This window comes from Thermoanaerobacter ethanolicus JW 200, from assembly GCF_003722315.1.
Taxonomy (GTDB): domain Bacteria; phylum Bacillota; class Thermoanaerobacteria; order Thermoanaerobacterales; family Thermoanaerobacteraceae; genus Thermoanaerobacter; species Thermoanaerobacter ethanolicus.
The window spans coordinates 2,487,803-2,503,726 of record NZ_CP033580.1 but is presented as its reverse complement, the minus strand read 5'-3'; the positions used below and the strand labels follow the sequence as shown (position 1 = coordinate 2,503,726).

Annotated in this window: 17 protein-coding genes and 1 pseudogene; 17 read left to right on the top strand and 1 reads right to left on the bottom strand. The window is 34.5% G+C overall.

Features of this window, described 5'->3' with window-relative positions:
- Positions 1 to 3: 3 nt before the first annotated feature.
- Positions 4 to 984, bottom strand: a complete 981-nt coding sequence (locus tag EB239_RS12540) for a biotin--[acetyl-CoA-carboxylase] ligase (protein WP_003869417.1) — start codon at positions 982 to 984, stop codon at positions 4 to 6.
- Positions 985 to 1,130: 146 nt separating this feature from the next.
- Here EB239_RS12540 and hprK point away from each other — a divergent pair, with 146 nt between their 5' ends.
- From hprK to EB239_RS12455, 17 genes and pseudogenes are all read left to right on the top strand, one after another.
- A complete protein-coding gene (gene hprK, locus EB239_RS12535) occupies positions 1,131 to 2,048 on the top strand; it encodes an HPr(Ser) kinase/phosphatase (RefSeq protein WP_003869416.1) in 918 nt (305 codons plus the stop codon).
- 15 nt (positions 2,049 to 2,063) lie between these two features.
- Positions 2,064 to 2,801 carry a phosphatase gene (locus EB239_RS12530; protein ID WP_003869415.1) on the top strand — a complete coding sequence of 246 codons (738 nt, stop codon included), beginning with the start codon at positions 2,064 to 2,066 and terminating at the stop codon, positions 2,799 to 2,801.
- Entirely contained in the window at positions 2,798 to 3,736 is a 939-nt protein-coding gene (locus EB239_RS12525; protein ID WP_003869414.1) for an ROK family protein, read from the top strand. Before EB239_RS12530 ends, EB239_RS12525 begins: the two co-directional genes overlap by 4 nt.
- 12 nt (positions 3,737 to 3,748) lie before the next feature.
- Positions 3,749 to 5,221 (top strand): long-chain-fatty-acid--CoA ligase, encoded by a 1,473-nt coding sequence (locus tag EB239_RS12520; RefSeq protein ID WP_003869413.1) that lies wholly within the window; start codon positions 3,749 to 3,751, stop codon positions 5,219 to 5,221.
- An 18-nt stretch (positions 5,222 to 5,239) separates the two neighbouring features.
- Positions 5,240 to 5,839 (top strand): YesL family protein, encoded by a 600-nt coding sequence (locus EB239_RS12515; protein ID WP_003869412.1) that lies wholly within the window; start codon positions 5,240 to 5,242, stop codon positions 5,837 to 5,839.
- Positions 5,840 to 6,018: 179 nt separating this feature from the next.
- Positions 6,019 to 6,066, top strand: a pseudogene (locus tag EB239_RS15135) (nucleotidyltransferase domain-containing protein); the annotation flags it as partial.
- 104 nt (positions 6,067 to 6,170) lie between these two features.
- The gene (amrA, locus tag EB239_RS12505; protein WP_003869411.1) at positions 6,171 to 7,577 is read left to right on the top strand and encodes an AmmeMemoRadiSam system protein A; all 1,407 of its coding nucleotides are present in this window, start codon (positions 6,171 to 6,173) and stop codon (positions 7,575 to 7,577) included.
- Between the two features lie 50 nt (positions 7,578 to 7,627).
- Positions 7,628 to 8,629 carry an AmmeMemoRadiSam system radical SAM enzyme gene (amrS, locus tag EB239_RS12500; RefSeq protein ID WP_003869410.1) on the top strand — a complete coding sequence of 334 codons (1,002 nt, stop codon included), beginning with the start codon at positions 7,628 to 7,630 and terminating at the stop codon, positions 8,627 to 8,629.
- A 215-nt stretch (positions 8,630 to 8,844) separates the two neighbouring features.
- Entirely contained in the window at positions 8,845 to 9,408 is a 564-nt protein-coding gene (locus EB239_RS12495) for an IS607 family transposase (RefSeq protein ID WP_318261470.1), read from the top strand.
- Positions 9,389 to 10,825 carry an IS200/IS605 family accessory protein TnpB-related protein gene (locus EB239_RS12490; RefSeq protein ID WP_042835408.1) on the top strand — a complete coding sequence of 479 codons (1,437 nt, stop codon included), beginning with the start codon at positions 9,389 to 9,391 and terminating at the stop codon, positions 10,823 to 10,825. Before EB239_RS12495 ends, EB239_RS12490 begins: the two co-directional genes overlap by 20 nt.
- 149 nt (positions 10,826 to 10,974) lie before the next feature.
- The gene (locus EB239_RS12485) at positions 10,975 to 11,202 is read left to right on the top strand and encodes a hypothetical protein (protein ID WP_003869407.1); all 228 of its coding nucleotides are present in this window, start codon (positions 10,975 to 10,977) and stop codon (positions 11,200 to 11,202) included.
- Positions 11,203 to 11,270: 68 nt separating this feature from the next.
- A complete protein-coding gene (locus EB239_RS12480) occupies positions 11,271 to 11,609 on the top strand; it encodes a hypothetical protein (RefSeq protein ID WP_003869406.1) in 339 nt (112 codons plus the stop codon).
- A gap of 252 nt (positions 11,610 to 11,861) precedes the next feature.
- Complete coding sequence (locus EB239_RS12475) at positions 11,862 to 12,287, top strand: hypothetical protein (protein WP_003869405.1); 426 nt, start codon at positions 11,862 to 11,864, stop codon at positions 12,285 to 12,287.
- The gene (locus tag EB239_RS12470) at positions 12,266 to 12,484 is read left to right on the top strand and encodes a type II toxin-antitoxin system HicA family toxin (protein ID WP_003869404.1); all 219 of its coding nucleotides are present in this window, start codon (positions 12,266 to 12,268) and stop codon (positions 12,482 to 12,484) included. The genes EB239_RS12475 and EB239_RS12470 overlap by 22 nt, the downstream gene beginning before the upstream one ends.
- A 233-nt stretch (positions 12,485 to 12,717) precedes the next feature.
- Entirely contained in the window at positions 12,718 to 13,710 is a 993-nt protein-coding gene (locus tag EB239_RS12465) for a LacI family DNA-binding transcriptional regulator (protein WP_003869403.1), read from the top strand.
- A gap of 57 nt (positions 13,711 to 13,767) precedes the next feature.
- Complete coding sequence (locus tag EB239_RS12460) at positions 13,768 to 14,856, top strand: Gfo/Idh/MocA family protein (RefSeq protein ID WP_003869402.1); 1,089 nt, start codon at positions 13,768 to 13,770, stop codon at positions 14,854 to 14,856.
- A 14-nt stretch (positions 14,857 to 14,870) separates the two neighbouring features.
- Entirely contained in the window at positions 14,871 to 15,920 is a 1,050-nt protein-coding gene (locus tag EB239_RS12455; RefSeq protein ID WP_003869401.1) for a Gfo/Idh/MocA family protein, read from the top strand.
- The last annotated feature ends 4 nt before the right edge of the window (positions 15,921 to 15,924 follow it).

Below are 15,924 nucleotides of genomic sequence, written 5' to 3'. Positions count from 1 at the left end.
CGCTTAAACATAATCCAGTAACCCCCTTACAGACACATCTCCTGACATAATACTAAGTCTTTTGCCCTCTTTAGTCTCTACTACCAAACTTCCATTATTGTCAATAGTGACAGCTTTTCCTTCAATTTCACCCTCATTGGCAATGACTTTTATCTGCCTTCCTATTGTTATGGATTTTTCAATGCATATAGGCCTTATGTATTCAAAGCCTTTTTGTAGATATGCATTATAATAAAATTCCAGGTTATTCAAAATGCTGGCGGTAAGTTTTTTCCTATCAACTTTAGAGTTGGTTTCTAAGTACAAGGAAGTGGCTTTGCCTTTTAATTCTTCAGGGAAATTGTCACAATTTACATTGACTCCAATTCCTATTATCACATAGTTTATTTTGTCAATTTCTGAACTCATCTCTGTCAATATTCCACACACTTTTTTATTGTTTAGTATTATATCATTTGGCCATTTTATTTTGCTTTCTACGTGAAATACTTCTTCAATAGCTTTAACTACAGAAATTGCCGCTAATTGTGTGAGATTAATTGCCTCTTTCGGCTGTATATTTGGTTTTAAAATGATAGACATCCAGATGCCACAGCCTTTTTGAGATATCCAACTTCTTCCTAATCGTCCTCTTCCTGCTGTCTGCTCTTCGGCAATAATTACTGTACCATCAGGAACGTTTGATGCGATTTCTTTGGCAAAGTTGTTTGTGGAATCAATAACTAATTTATGCATGTAATATTTTCCCAAGAAATTTGTAGAGAGATAAGGTGATACTTCTTCATAAGTTAACAAATCAGGTTCAGAAAGCAATATATACCCCATTTTGCGATGGGCTTCTATTTGGTATCCTTCATTTTTTAATTCATTTATATGTTTCCATATAGCAGTTCTTGAAACGTTGAGTTGTTCAGAAAGTTTTTGCCCAGAGATATATTCCCCTTTGTTTTCTTTTAAAAGTCTAAGAAGTCTTTGCCTTAACATTTTTTCACCTCAAAAGTTTATATGGCTATAAACATATTATAATTTACATCTTCCAAGAAGAAAAGGTTTTGTCTATTTACTTATTTTACATTAAATAATATAATTGAATTAAATGCAGCGTTTTGTTGCTGGCTGGAGGTGAAAAAGTGGATAAGATTCCTGTTGAAACTTTGATAAAGGATTTGAATTTAGAAGTCATTGTTGAAGCCAAAAATAATAAAATAGATATAACTACAAGTGATGTAAATAGGCCGGGCTTACAATTTTCCGGCTTTTATGAGCATTTTGCTTATGAAAGAGTGCAAATAATAGGAAAAGTCGAGACAACTTTTATAGAACAGCTGCCAGATGGCGTATTAGCTGAAAGAGCAGACAGATTTTTTAATTACCCTATTCCCTGTCTTATTGTAACGAGAGATTTAAATATTCGTCAAGAGCTTATAGATGCTGCGCAAAAGTACGATAGATATCTTTTGAGGACAAAAGAAGCTTCTACCAAGTTTATAAATAGATTAATTAATTACCTTGATGAAAAGTTAGCACCACAAATTACTATTCACGGAGACCTTGTAGATGTGTATGGTATAGGTGTTCTTTTATTAGGAGAAAGTGGCATAGGTAAAAGTGAAACAGCATTAGAGCTAATCAAAAGGGGACACAGGTTAGTTGCTGATGATGCAGTGGAGATTAGCAAGATAAGTGAGGACAAGCTTCAAGGGAGTTCACCGGAGATAATAAGGCATTTTATTGAGATAAGGGGTATTGGCATACTTGACATAAAGACATTGTATGGTGTAGGGTCTGTTAGAAATACAATGAGCATAGATTTAGTCATTCAATTGGAGGAATGGGATGAAGATAAATATTATGACAGATTAGGATTAGAAGATGAATATATTAAATTTTTAGATGTCAAAGTTCCAAAGCTTACTATACCTGTAAGGCCAGGAAGAAATCTCGCGATAATAGTAGAAGTAGCGGCGATGAACCACAGGCAAAAACAGATGGGGTACAACGCTGCCCATGAGCTTAACAAAAAATTATTAAAACAAATAGGGAATTAAAAGGAGAGGATAAAGTTGAAGTTAGTTTTGGACACTCATACTCACACAATTTCCAGCGGTCACGCTTACAGCACTATTACAGAAAACGCAAGAGAGGCTTATAAAAAAGGGCTTCAACTTATATGTATGACAGACCACGGGCCTAAAATGCCAGGAGCTGCTCACCTTTGGTATTTTGGAAATTTAAAAGTGTTACCTGAAAAAATAGAGGGGGTGGAGATATTAAAAGGGGTGGAAGCTAATATAATGGATGAAGAAGGAAATTTGGACTTACCAGAAGGAATACTTAAAAAACTAGATATAGTGATTGCCAGTTTGCATGACGTGTGTTTTGAACCAAGTGACGATATAGAAAGAAACACAAAAGCTATTATAAATGCTATAAAAAACCCTTATGTAGATATAATAGGACATCCTGGGAATCCCATCTATCCAATAGATATTGAAAAAGTTTTAATGGCTGCTAAAGAATATGGCAAATTTATTGAAATAAACAACAGCTCCTTTGTAAGTTCAAGAAAGGGCAGTGAAGAAAATTGTTTTCTCATTGCTAAAAAAGCGAAAGAAATGGGAGTAAAAATTGCTGTAGGAAGCGATGCCCATGTAAGCTTTGATGTAGGAAGGTTTGAGGAAGCTCTCAAAGTTATTAAAAATGCCGGTATAACTGAGGATTTAGTGCTTAATACTGATGCTGGAAAAATAAAAGAATATCTTAAAGAGAAAAAACGGAAAATTGGAGGAGAGGAAGAATGAGAATTGGTGTTGACCTTGGAGGCACTAATATTGCTGTTGGATTGGTGGATGAAGAGGGACGTATAGTAGCTACAGGTAGCAGGCCGACAAAACCGGAAAGGGGTTATGAAGCAGTTGCCAAAGACATAGCGGATATAGCTATAGAACTTATTAAGAGGAGTAATCTAAGTGGAAGTGATATTAAGTCAATGGGAATAGGAGTCCCGGGTGTAGCAGATAGCGAAAGAGGCATAGTAATACGAGCGGTGAATCTCTTTTGGACAAAAGTTCCTCTTGCAAAAGAAATAAGAAAATACATTGATTTGCCAATATATATGGACAATGATGCTAATGTAGCAGCTTTGGCAGAAGCAGCATATGGGGCTGGCAAAGGTTCTAAGTCCTCAGTGACAATTACCTTAGGAACAGGAGTAGGTTCTGGTTTTATCCTTGATGGTAAAATATACAATGGTGCACATCATTTTGCACCTGAGCTTGGACACATAGTGATAGGAGACAATGGTATAAGATGTAACTGTGGTAAAATTGGATGTTTAGAGACATATGCTTCAGCAACTGCTTTAATAAGAGAAGGGAAAAAGGCAGTAGAGAAGAATCCCAATTCTCTTATTTTAAAATTTGCAAATGGAGATATAAACAGCATAACGGCTAAAAATGTAATTGACGCGGCGAAGCAGTACGATGAGCAAGCAATGCGAATTTTCAATGACTACGTCAAATACTTAGCTATTGGGATTGTAAATGTGATAAACATGTTTGACCCTGAAGTGATAATATTGGGTGGCGGAGTTGCAAATGCAGGGGATTTTCTCATAAAACCTCTTAAAAAAGAAGTGGCAGAGAATATTTTATTCAAAGACTTACCGTATGCTGACATAAGAAAAGCAGAGCTTGGAAATGATGCAGGGATCATCGGTGCTGCCATATTAAGTTAAAGGAGGATAATTATGAAAATTCATGAACTTCACAAAAACGCAAAAGTGCCTGACGATCATGTTGCAATAAAGTTTAAAGATAGAATCTATAGTTACGGAGAAGTTGACTCTCTCATAGATAAGTACGCTTCTTTCTTTCAATCAATAGGTGTAAAAAAAGGTGATAGAGTAGCATTGAGTTTTCCCAATTGCCCTGAATATATTTTTTCTTTTATGGGAGCATCTAAAGCAGGAGCAATTGTTGTACCACTTAACATGATGCTTACTCTTGAAGAAATAGCTTATATAATCATGGAATCAGGAGCTAATACTTTGGTAGTTCATCCTGTAATAGCACAAAAAGTTGATAAATCTCAATTAGGAAGATTGAATCTTAAAAATGTGGTCGTTTTAGATGAAAATACAATTAATGCAATTTTAAAAATGGGTCCTTCTCAACATGTTGAAATAGAACCAGACGAAGTATGTACGTATATATATACCTCTGGAACGACAGGGAAACCTAAAGGTGCAATGCTTACTCACAATAACTTCATTGCTGATGTAAAAGCATTAGACGATGTATCTGACTTAGGACCAGAGGATAACTTTTTGTGTGTATTGCCTTTGTTTCACAGCTTTTCTTGGACAGTCAACATACTTCTTGGATTTTATTTAGGTTCTGCTATTACAATAAAAGAAAGTTTTATGCCAAAAGACACATTGGAGACACTGACAAAAGAAGATGTAACTGTATTTTGCGGAGTGCCTTCGATGTTTGCAGTCCTTATGAGAATGGCAGAAAAGGGACAATTTAAAGCTTTAAGGTTAGCTATATCAGGTGGAGCTCCATTAGCCCCTGAGATACAAAGAGGATTTGAGGAAAAATTCAATTTTCCTCTTGTAGAAGGCTATGGTTTAAGTGAGGCAGCTCCTGTTGCACTTTTAAATCCTTTAGAGCCTGATGCAATAAGAAAGCCAGGGTCTGTGGGATTGCCACTTCCTTGTGTTGAAGCAAAGATAGTGGACGAAAATGACAATGAACTTCCTGTGGGAGAAGTAGGGGAGCTTGTTTTAAGAGGACCTAATATAATGGTTGGCTATCACAACATGCCAGAAGAAACTGCCCAGACTTTAAGAGGTGGTTGGCTCCACACGGGCGACCTTGCCAAAAAAGATGAAGACGGATATTTTTACATTGTAGACAGACTAAAAGACATGATAATATTAGGTGGGTTTAATGTATATCCGAGGGAAGTAGAAGATGCCTTGTTAGAACATCCAGATGTTTTAGAAGCTGCTGTGATAGGAGTGGGTGATACATTGAAAGGAGAAGAAGTCAAAGCTTTTGTGGTGCTAAAGGAAGGAGCGAAAGCTGACAAAAAAGATCTTCAAAACTTTTTAAAGTATAAATTGGCATCTTATAAAATTCCAAAGATTTTTGAGTTTGTACCCGAACTTCCCAAGAATGCAGCTGGTAAAATACAAAAGAAATTGTTAAAATAAATGTAAAGGTGAAATGCAATGAGAGATTCAAAGCTTTACGACATAGCCTATTTCATAAGCGATTTAATGATATTAAATCTTCTGTGGATTGTATTTTCACTTCCTGTTGTGACAATTTTCCAATCCACAGAAGCTCTTTTTCGTTCTGTACATTTTTTAAGAAAAGACGAAGGAGAAGGAGTCTGGAAAGAATTTTGGAAAGCCTTTAAAAAACACTTTTGGTGGATGCTTATAAACTTTGTGATTACCGTTGCTGTTATTTTAATACTTTACGTAGACGTGAGATTTTTTATACAACAAAACACAGCTTTTGCATACATTCTTGCTGGTTTGTTATTGTCAATGGGACTCATGTTTTTAATCACATTGATATACACTTTTTTAACAATCCAATATTATGAGGGAAAACTTTTTGGCTTATGGAAAACCTCTTTTTTATTAGGTCTTGGACATTTACCCCAAACAATACTTATAATTTTGACGTTGTTAACTGCTTTGATTCTCGCAAACATTATGCCAATATTGTTCTTTATAATATTAGCAAGTGTTTCAGCCTATGTAATAGATATTATTTTTGAGGGAGTAATTAGGAAGTATATAAAGAAAGATAAGGAATGAGGTATGGTAGTTTAAAATATGAATTTACCACTTTAAGCATTGAGAAGGTAAAGGTGATGAGATAATAGTTACTTTCATTGATAGAAAAACCGTAGAAAAGATTGCTAGAGAATACGCCGGATTAGTCAAAAAAGAAATGAACATTTGAGAAAGCTTATTTATATGGTTCTTATGCGAAAGGCAATTATACTAGTGAAAGTGATATTGATATTGCTGTTATTATGTAATTTTTAAAAAGCTTCACTCTAATGTTAATTTAATTGGGATGAAGCTTTTGTTATTGTGGTATAATCAATATATGAAGACAAATTACATTTCGAGGTGTTAAAAAATGGGAGTTTTGTTGTCTTGTTATCTCATGCCTCATCCACCTATAATCGTACCTGAAGTAGGGAGAGGAGAAGAAAAAAAGATTCAAAAGACGATAGATTCACTTAATACTGTTTCAATCAACATAAAAGAAAAAAAGCCTGATACAATAATAATTGTCACTCCTCATGGATACGTTTTTAGAGATGCTGTAGCAGTGACTGTTTTTCCTCGTTTAGAAGGAGACCTTGGACAGTTTGGTGCAAGAGATGTAAGGTTCGAATTTGAGAATGATTTAGAACTTGTTGAAAAAATTGTAGAAGAATCGAGAAAAAAAGATATACCTATTGCAGAGATAAATGATGAATTAATCAAAAGAAACGCCCTTTCAAAAAAACTTGACCATGGAACAATGGTACCTTTGTATTTTGTGACAAAACATTATGCTACTTTCAAATTAGTTCATATTTCCTATGGCTTTTTGCCTTTTGAACAGCTTTACGAATTTGGAATTGCAATAAACAAAGCAATAATGGAATCAAACAAAAAAGTCGTTTTTATCGCCAGTGGGGATTTATCTCACAAATTGACTCCCAATAGTCCGAATGGTTATACGCCAAAGGGAGAAATTTTTGACAACAAGCTTTTAAATTTGCTTTCCGAAATGAGAGTGGAAGAAATAATAGGCATGGACAAAGGACTAATAGAAGAAGCCGCAGAGTGTGGATTTAGATCGGTTTGCGTTATGTTGGGAGCTCTTGATGGTTATGAGGTTAAAGCGGAAGTATTATCTCATGAAGGACCTTTTGGTGTAGGATATGGTGTTGCACAATTTGAAGTAGATCAGTATAAAGGAACAAGCCTTTTAGAAAAGTTGTACAGGTTAAAAAGACAAAGGATTGAAGAGATAAGGCAAAAAGAAGACCCATATGTCAAACTTGCCAGAGAAAGCCTTGAATATTATGTGAAAAATAAAAAGCTAATGCCAGTACCACAGGGCTTACCGGAGGAGATGTATAGTAGAAAAGCGGGAGTTTTTGTTTCTCTTCACAAAGATGGGGAACTTAGAGGATGTATAGGTACAGTAGTTCCACAGAGAAAGAATATAGCAGAAGAAATAATAAAAAATGCCATAAGTGCAGGTTTTGAAGATCCTCGCTTTGAACCTGTAGAGGAGTATGAACTGAAGGATATTGAGTATTCAGTGGATGTTTTGACACCTCCTCAACCTGTTAAATCAAAACAAGAACTTAACCCCAAAAAGTACGGAGTAATAGTGAGAAAAGGCTATCGTTCAGGATTGCTTTTACCTGACTTAGAAGGAGTAGACAGCGTTGAAGAACAAATTTCTATTGCCTTGAGAAAAGCTGGAATTAGTCCAGATGAGGATTACACAATAGAAAAATTTGAAGTTGAAAGACATAAATAGTAAGGTAAAAAGGAGGGAGAAGCCATTTCTCCATTTAAGTTGATGGAGAAATGGTATCTTTTACTATGTTAAAAGAGGCTATGTTCTATAAAAAACTAGAGAATAATGTTGTAGAATGTTTATTATGTCCTCACAATTGCCGTATAAATGAAGGAAAGTACGGAGTCTGTAATGTGAGAAAAAATATAAACGGAACATTAGTGACTGAAAATTACGGAATTATAACCTCTGTAGCAATGGACCCAATTGAGAAAAAACCTCTTTATCACTTTTATCCAGGCAGATATATATTTTCTGTGGGGACTTATGGCTGCAATTTAAAGTGTAAGTTTTGTCAAAATTGGGAAATAGCACATCAAAAATGGGAGGGAGATTACATCTCTCCTCAACAATTGATTGCTGCAGCAAAAAGACAAAGAGACAATATAGGGATTGCTTTTACTTACAACGAGCCTTTAATATGGTATGAATATGTACACGATGGATTGATTGAGGCTAAAAAAGAGGGGTTAAAAACTGTACTTGTGACAAACGGATATATAAATTTAGAACCATTAAAAAAGATACTTCCTTATGTAGATGCCATGAACATAGATGTAAAAGCCTTTACAGAAGATTTTTATAAAAAGATTGTCGGCGGAAGATTAGAACCCGTTTTAAAGACCGTCGAAGAAGTTTCGAAATATTGTCATGTAGAGGTTACTAATTTAGTTGTTACTGATTTAAATGACAAAGAAGAAGAAATAGAAAACTTAGTAAAATGGCTTTCTCAAATTGACAAAAATATACCTTTACATTTTTCAAGGTATTTTCCACGCTACAAACTAAATAATCCTCCTACTCCTATTTCTATTCTTGAAAAAGCCTATCAAATTGGGAAAAAGTATCTAGATTTTGTCTATGTAGGGAATGTAATGGGATTTGATAATAATACCCATTGTCCTTATTGCGGTAATTTGCTTGTAGAGAGGCAAAACTGGTATGTTAATGTAAAAGGATTGGAAGGCAATAAGTGTAGGAAATGTGGTAACAGTATAAATATAGTTAATTAAAGATACAAAATATCTCCTTTTACGAAAGTTTGTCTACAGTCTGTAAAAAGGCTACAAAGCCTTTTATTTTTTGTGACACTATCGTGATAATTTTCATATATTATCTTTAGATTATACTTTTTTGAAGGTCAAAACAGTTGGAATTAGTAGTAAAAAATGATATAATTTTAATTGGGTGATGATGAATGTTATTAACTATAAAAAAGGTTAAATAGCTGTATGATATAAGCAGAATTACATTAATAAACTGGGAAAAGGAAGGATTAATAACCCCAGTTAGAACAGCAAAAGGAAGAGGAAGGTACAAAAAAGAAGATATAGAGAAGTTATTAGGTATGCTGGAAGAAACACCAAAACCTAAAGTAGTTTTGTATGCAAGAGTGTCCACAAAGAAACAAGAAGAATATCTTAAGAATCAAATTAGAAGGCTTGAAGAATACGCTAATTCCCAAGGATGGCAGTATGAAGTCATATCCGAAATAGCAAGTGGAGTAAATGAAAATAGAAGAGGCTTATTAAAGCTTTTGAACAAGATAAAAAGAGGAGAAGTTGAAAAAGTTGTAATAGAATATCCTGATAGACTAACGAGATTTGGCTTTGAATATCTCAAATTTTTCATGGAAAGCTTTGGGGTGGAGCTTATAGTTTTAAATGGGAAAGAAAACGAAGAAGATATAAATAAAGAGCTAGCAGAGGACTTAATAGCAATAGTAACATCTTTTGCAGCAAGAATTTACGGACAAAGGGATGGCAAAAGACATGATAGTAATACAGGCTAAACTCATTTTTCTAAACCAACAGGACAAACAAATAGTATTAGACTTAATGAGAAGATGGTCTTCTTGTATGAGATTTGCATACAAAAGGCTTCTAGAAGGTTATGATAGAAAAACATTAAAAAGAGACCTTCCGAGAACTTTCAATTTAAACTCAAGGTATGTAGATGACGCAATAATGAAAGCAAGAGGTGTATTAGAATCATCTAGACAATTAGACAACAATCCAAAGAAAGTCATTTTTGGAGGAAGAGACTTATTTGGAAAACTTCAAAAGCGCCATATAAATGGGAAAGAATATCAAAAGCTAAAAACAAAGTGGCAAGAAAGAAGAAAAGGGAATCTCTATTCAAGAGGGGATAAAAGCAAAAAAGGAAATCTCAACACAAGAATAGAAGTAAAAGAAAATGGTACTTTCTTAAGGATAAATGTAGGGGAAAGAAAATATGTATATACCAAAATAAAAGCAGGCTATAAAAAGAATAAAAGCAGAGAAGAACTCCTTCAGGAAATCGCCGAATCAAACATACCCTACTCTGTAGAATTAAAACTTAAAAACGGCAATATATACGCCTATTTTGCTATTGAAGAAGAATATCCAGAAATAAAAATAACAAAAGACAAAGGGGTAATAGGAATAGACATAAACGCATATCCAGACAACATATCATGGGTAGAAGTAGATGAAAAGGGAAATCTAATAAGCTATGGCAGTATACCAATGCCAGAGCTTGCAAGTGGAAATAAAGACAAAAGAGAATATTTCAGATGGCAGTATGCTCATGAAATAGTAAAAATAGCAAAAGAAAAAGGAAAAGCAATTGTAATTGAGGGATTAGACATAAAAAACAAAGGCAAAAGAGGAGACTTTTCAGGGAGAAAATCAAGAAGGATAAAACATAGTTTCAGCTATAAATCACTTCTTTCAAAAATAAAAACACTAGCAAAAAGAGAAGGGATAGAAGTAATAGAAGTCAATCCTTATTACACCTCAATAATAGGGATGTTGAAATATGCACCGCAGTATATGATAACAAAAGATATAGCAGCGGCCTATGTAATAGCAAGAAGAGGGTTGGGACTGCAAGAAAAGATACCAGATAATTATATAAAGTTTCTCAATGCATTGACTGTAGATGAATTAGAAGAATTAAAAGAGCATGTAAAGAAAACAGTGAGAAACAAGCATATAAATAAAAAGCATTTAAAGGAAATAGATAAGGCAATAAAATTTTTACAAAGCCTTGAGAGTAAGCCAGGAAGGGTGCTAGAACCTCTGGATGGAACAAGTTTTAGTGCCTATAATTTCTGGCAAGTTCTCAAGGTAGCGGTGGTAACACCACTCTCCCCTGAGAAAGTGCCAAGAGACTTCTCTACCCTGAAGGAATTACTAATTCAGGGTAAGTGGGGAGACCCATAAGGGCGTGAGTTCCTGCTTCTTGGGGCAGGGGCTATGGTTTTCCCAAATACCGCCTGCTGGGGCAGGGAAAGCCTGAAAGGCGGACTACAAATACCCCAGCTATCTGAACTGTACAGTTTTGTATAGTTTGGGTAACCAGGTAAATAATAATGGATGACATAAAAAAAGAATTTCAAAAGGCAGTTGATGCCTTAAAATATGCGATGGAATTGTCTTTTAAGGAATATAAAAAAGACCCCTCTAAAAAGAATGAAATAGTAAATTTATGGCAAGAGACAATAGGAGAATTTTTACAATATTTTTCTAAAATTAGTGAAAAATATAATGCAAAGGATTTATATAAAGCGATAACAAAAGTTATAATTTTTGGTAAATAACACATTAAATTATATAAAAAATTGAGGGCAAAATATTAATGGAACAAAAGAGAGGAGGAGAGAAGAAAATGGGTATTTTAAAATTTCTTTCCTCCAGAAAGCTTTACTGGGGGATTGGAGCAGCAGCTTTAAGTTTAATGCTCTACCCAAAAGCAAAAGAAAATATGAAACCCTCAATAGAAAAGAGCATAGAAGAGATGCAAGATGCTGTTAATAAAGCTATGGAGTTTTTTGACAATAGCAAACAAAAAATAGTTGAAACAGTTAAAAATAAGATGGAAGAATTAAGACAGCAAGGCAGTGAAAAAGAAGAGATGATGCAACAAAAACAACAAGCACTACAGCAATTAGAATACCTTAAAAATAAGATACAAGCTCTTGAAGAGCAGATAAAAACATTAGAATGATAGTTTTGCTCAACCGCTGTGGTTGAGCTTTTTGTAAGAGGAAATTACCTCAACAACTTTTTGAATCAAGCGGTAAATTTCATAGTCAAGCATTGTTTACAAGGTAGGTTATATGTCATTACAGAAAAAGAAAATTCGGTTCACAAAGAGGCGGAATAAATTTGTTTTGTATAAAAACTTAGCAATATGTACATACTGTACATATTGCACATAATATGATATAATGGAGGTGAAAAAGGGGGAATGAATGAAATGTTTACAGTGAATGCAACAGATGCTCGAAATGAATGGAGTGATTTTATCAATTCGGTCATTCGTGAAAAGCCAAAAATTATTAAGCGCACAAAAGATTATATTTTTGTTTCAAACTTAGAAATGGCAAAAGAAATGTTAAAAGTATATACATTTACAGCAAATATTTTTAAAGAAGAGGATGGGAGTGTAACAATTTCATTAAACGAAATTGATATTGTTGCTAATGGAAAAAACGAAGAAGAAGCTTTAAATCGTTTAGTAAATGATTTAATTGAATATGCAGAAGATTTTTATAACGACTTTCAATATTGGTATTCAGCTCCTAACCGTAAAAAACATTTACCATATATTTTAAATGTCTTATTACAAGATAGTCATGAAGGAGTAAAAAAACTAATAAAATGCCAACGTGGAGAGAATTAAAGCGTTTTTGTGAAAGAGACGGTTGGGAGTTATATAAACAAACGGATCATTATTTCTACGTTAAACGTGATAAAAATGGCAATGTTAGACGGACAAAAGTTTCAATGGGAAGTGGTGAAATTCCAAAATATTTATGGAAAGAGATTTTAAAAAATCAGCTTCAAGTTTCAGAAGAATATTTTAACAGCAAAATATAGTATCGAGGTACAGTATTTTTACTTCGATGCTTTTTATTTTGTTAGACTGCTTCGGCAGTCTTTTTTAAATAAAAAAACAAAATTTAAAATAAAAGTATGAAAATTTATTTGTTGCTATTGATTTTTTTTAATTTAGAGGTATAATAGTAAATGTAATGCGTTACACATTTTATTAGCTATGTCTCTGAAAATCAATGAAAAATATTATGTAATCTGTTACACAGGAGGTTACAATGGCTAATATTAGAGAAGTTGCTAAAAGAGCGGGAGTCTCTGTTGCAACAGTATCAAGAGTTTTAAATGGCAGTGACTCGGTGTCTGAAGAAACAAAGGAAAGAGTATTAAAAGCGATAAAAGAATTAAATTATCATCCAAATCTCCTTGGAAGAAATTTAAGACGTTCTGAAACGAAAATGATATTGGCTTTGATGCCTAATGTCTCAAATCCTTTTTATGCAAGGGTTGTAAAAGGAATAGAAGATGTAGCCCATAAAAATGGTTACAATGTAATGCTTTGCAATACTGATTCTGATATTAACAGAGAAAAAGTATATCTTGAAATTTTAAAAAACAGATTAGCAGATGGCGTTATTTTTATGGCGCCTGTGATGGGAAAAGAAGAATTGACATTGATAGGCCAAAATTATCCTGTCGTTCAGTGCTGTGAATACATAGAAGGAGCTGGCGTTTCATATGTATCTATAGACAATTTTTCTGCAGCTTATAAAGCGGTGAAGCACTTGGTAAGTTTAGGACATAAAAAAATAGGAATGATAAGCTGTGAAAATAACTTTGTATCTACGAAGCAGAGGGAAGCGGGTTATAAAAAAGCTCTTGAAGATTTAGGAATAGAATTTGACGAAAAGCTTATAAAATACGGAGATTACAGCTTTAAAAGCGGAGTAAGAGCAGCGAAACAGCTTTTGGTGATGGAAGAAAGGCCTACTGCTATATTTGCAATTTCTGACATCATGGCTATTGGAGCTATAAGAGCGATAAAGGAAGAGGGGCTTAAAGTCCCTGAGGATATAGCGGTTGTAGGCTTTGATGATATAAGCTTTGCTTCTATGTATGACCCTATGCTTACAACTATTTCACAGCCAAAATACGATTTAGGGTGTGTTGCTATGGAACTACTGATAAAACACATGAGTGGCAAATTAGAAGAACCACAGAGGATTTTTTTAGAACATGAGTTAATAATAAGAGAGTCGACAGTAAAATAAAGAATAAAGTTTTGTCTTAAAAATACAAATTTAAATATAATCATGGGAGGAATTTTTATGGTAAAAGAAAAACTTAGAGTAGGAATTATAGGTTGTGGAGGAATTGCTTTTGGCAAACACATGCCCTCTTTGGCAAAACTAGGCAATGTTGAAATGGTGGCTTTTTGTGACATCATAGAAGAGAGGGCTCAGAAAGCGGCAAAGGAATATGGTACAAAAGACGCGAAAGTATATACGGATTACAAAAAACTTCTTGAAGATAAAACGATAGATGTGGTTCATGTTTGCACTCCCAACAAGTCTCATGCAGACATAACTGTTGATGCTCTTTATGCAGGGAAACATGTAATGTGTGAGAAACCTATGGCTAAGACTGCTGCAGATGCCAGAAGAATGGTGGAAGCATATAAGAAAACAGATAAAAAATTGACTATAGGGTATCAAAATCGCTTTAGACCAGATTCACAATATTTACATAAAGTTTGTCAAAATGGTGAACTAGGAGAAATATATTTTGCTAAGGCTCATGCTATACGTCGCCGCGCGGTACCTACATGGGGTGTTTTCTTGAATGAAGAAGAGCAAGGCGGTGGGCCTTTAATCGATATAGGAACACATGCCCTTGATTTGACATTGTGGATGATGAATAACTATAAGCCTAAAGTTGTAATGGGAAGCGCCTACTATAAATTAGGCAAAAAGGCAAATGCTGCGAATGCTTGGGGACCATGGGACCCTGAAAAGTTCACAGTTGAAGATTCAGCTTTTGGATTTATAGTAATGGAGAATGGGGCTACCATTATATTAGAGTCCAGTTGGGCTTTAAATACTTTAGAGGTTGGCGAGGCTATGACCACTTTGTGTGGAACAGAAGGCGGAGCTGACATGAGAGATGGACTTCGCATAAATGGAGAGAAATTTGGAAGGCTTTATACAACTAAAGTTTCTACTGATGTAGGTGGAGTAGATTTCTATGAAGGTAAATCAGATGACCCAGGATTTTTAGAAGCAAAAGCTTGGATTGATTGCATCATAAACGATACAGAGCCTGTTGTAAAACCAGAAGAAGCTCTTGTAGTAACTGAGATACTAGAGGCTATTTATACATCTGCGAAAACAGGAGAACCAGTATATTTTAACAGGTAAATGGAGGCTTTTGTATGGGAAAACTTAAATATGCATGTGTTGGTGCAGGGTCAGTTGCTGATTACAAACACTTAAATGGTTATTCAAAAGTAGAAGATGTTGAAATTGTAGCCATATCTGATCCGGATATAGAGGCTGCAAAAAGATTAGCGGAAAAGTACAATATACCTCACGTTTATACAGATTATGAAGAAATGTTTGCAAGAGAAAAACTAGACCTTATAAGCGTGTGTACCCCAAATTATTTACATGCGCCTATTTCTATAAAAGCGATGGAAAAGGGAATTCATGTGCATTGTGAAAAACCTATAACTCTAAATGCAAAGGAAGCTTATGAGGTCATTGAATCAAAAAATAAATACAAAAGGAAGTTTATGATAGGATTAAATAATAGGTTTACAAATGAATCTTTCTTTGTAAAAAGATATATAGAGGAAGGGTATATAGGCGAAATATACCATGTAAAGACTGGCTGGAGGAGAAGGAGAGGCATTCCTGGAAAGGGCGGATGGTTTACAAATAAGAAATTGTCTGGAGGAGGTCCATTAATTGATTTAGGTGTACATTTTTTAGACTTAGTCTTGTATTTCATGGGATACCCAGAGGTGCAATCTGTGTCAGCAGCTACTTATTCTAAGTTTTCAAATAGCAACAGTTTAAACAGCTGGAATTATGCAAAAAGCGGGGATGGAATTTACGATGTGGAGGATATGGCAGTAGGCTTTGTAAGGCTTAAAAATGGTGCCACAATTGACTTTGAATTCAGCTGGGCTTCCAACATTGAGGGAGATTACAATTACTATGAAATTTTAGGTGATAAAGGTGGCATATGGTTTAAAAACGGACAGCTTAAAGTATTTTCGGAAATTGTTGAGACATTGATTGAAATAGTTCCCGACACCAATTATCCAAAGTCGCCTTTAAATGAATTTGAACATTTTGTTGACTGCATAAAAAATGACAAAGAGCCTCTGGCTTCTGCTGAAGAAGGGGCAATTCTCATGAGAATAATAGACGGTGCCTATGAATCAGCTGAAAAAGGTAAGGAAATAGTTTTAGGTTAAAGGG

What these genes read in the sequence shown, in the direction of transcription:
- EB239_RS12475 (WP_003869405.1), top strand. Translation starts at nt 11,862, where the DNA reads ATGTTTACAGTGAATGCAACAGATGCTCGAAATGAATGGAGTGATTTT.
- amrA (WP_003869411.1), top strand. Translation starts at nt 6,171, where the DNA reads ATGGGAGTTTTGTTGTCTTGTTATCTCATGCCTCATCCACCTATAATC.
- EB239_RS12455 (WP_003869401.1), top strand. Translation starts at nt 14,871, where the DNA reads ATGGGAAAACTTAAATATGCATGTGTTGGTGCAGGGTCAGTTGCTGAT.
- EB239_RS12485 (WP_003869407.1), top strand. Translation starts at nt 10,975, where the DNA reads ATGGATGACATAAAAAAAGAATTTCAAAAGGCAGTTGATGCCTTAAAA.
- EB239_RS12470 (WP_003869404.1), top strand. Translation starts at nt 12,266, where the DNA reads ATGCCAACGTGGAGAGAATTAAAGCGTTTTTGTGAAAGAGACGGTTGG.
- EB239_RS12465 (WP_003869403.1), top strand. Translation starts at nt 12,718, where the DNA reads ATGGCTAATATTAGAGAAGTTGCTAAAAGAGCGGGAGTCTCTGTTGCA.
- EB239_RS12480 (WP_003869406.1), top strand. Translation starts at nt 11,271, where the DNA reads ATGGGTATTTTAAAATTTCTTTCCTCCAGAAAGCTTTACTGGGGGATT.
- EB239_RS12460 (WP_003869402.1), top strand. Translation starts at nt 13,768, where the DNA reads ATGGTAAAAGAAAAACTTAGAGTAGGAATTATAGGTTGTGGAGGAATT.
- EB239_RS12515 (WP_003869412.1), top strand. Translation starts at nt 5,240, where the DNA reads ATGAGAGATTCAAAGCTTTACGACATAGCCTATTTCATAAGCGATTTA.
- EB239_RS12525 (WP_003869414.1), top strand. Translation starts at nt 2,798, where the DNA reads ATGAGAATTGGTGTTGACCTTGGAGGCACTAATATTGCTGTTGGATTG.
- EB239_RS12540 (WP_003869417.1), bottom strand. Translation starts at nt 984, where the DNA reads ATGTTAAGGCAAAGACTTCTTAGACTTTTAAAAGAAAACAAAGGGGAA.
- amrS (WP_003869410.1), top strand. Translation starts at nt 7,628, where the DNA reads ATGGTATCTTTTACTATGTTAAAAGAGGCTATGTTCTATAAAAAACTA.
- EB239_RS12490 (WP_042835408.1), top strand. Translation starts at nt 9,389, where the DNA reads ATGATAGTAATACAGGCTAAACTCATTTTTCTAAACCAACAGGACAAA.
- EB239_RS12520 (WP_003869413.1), top strand. Translation starts at nt 3,749, where the DNA reads ATGAAAATTCATGAACTTCACAAAAACGCAAAAGTGCCTGACGATCAT.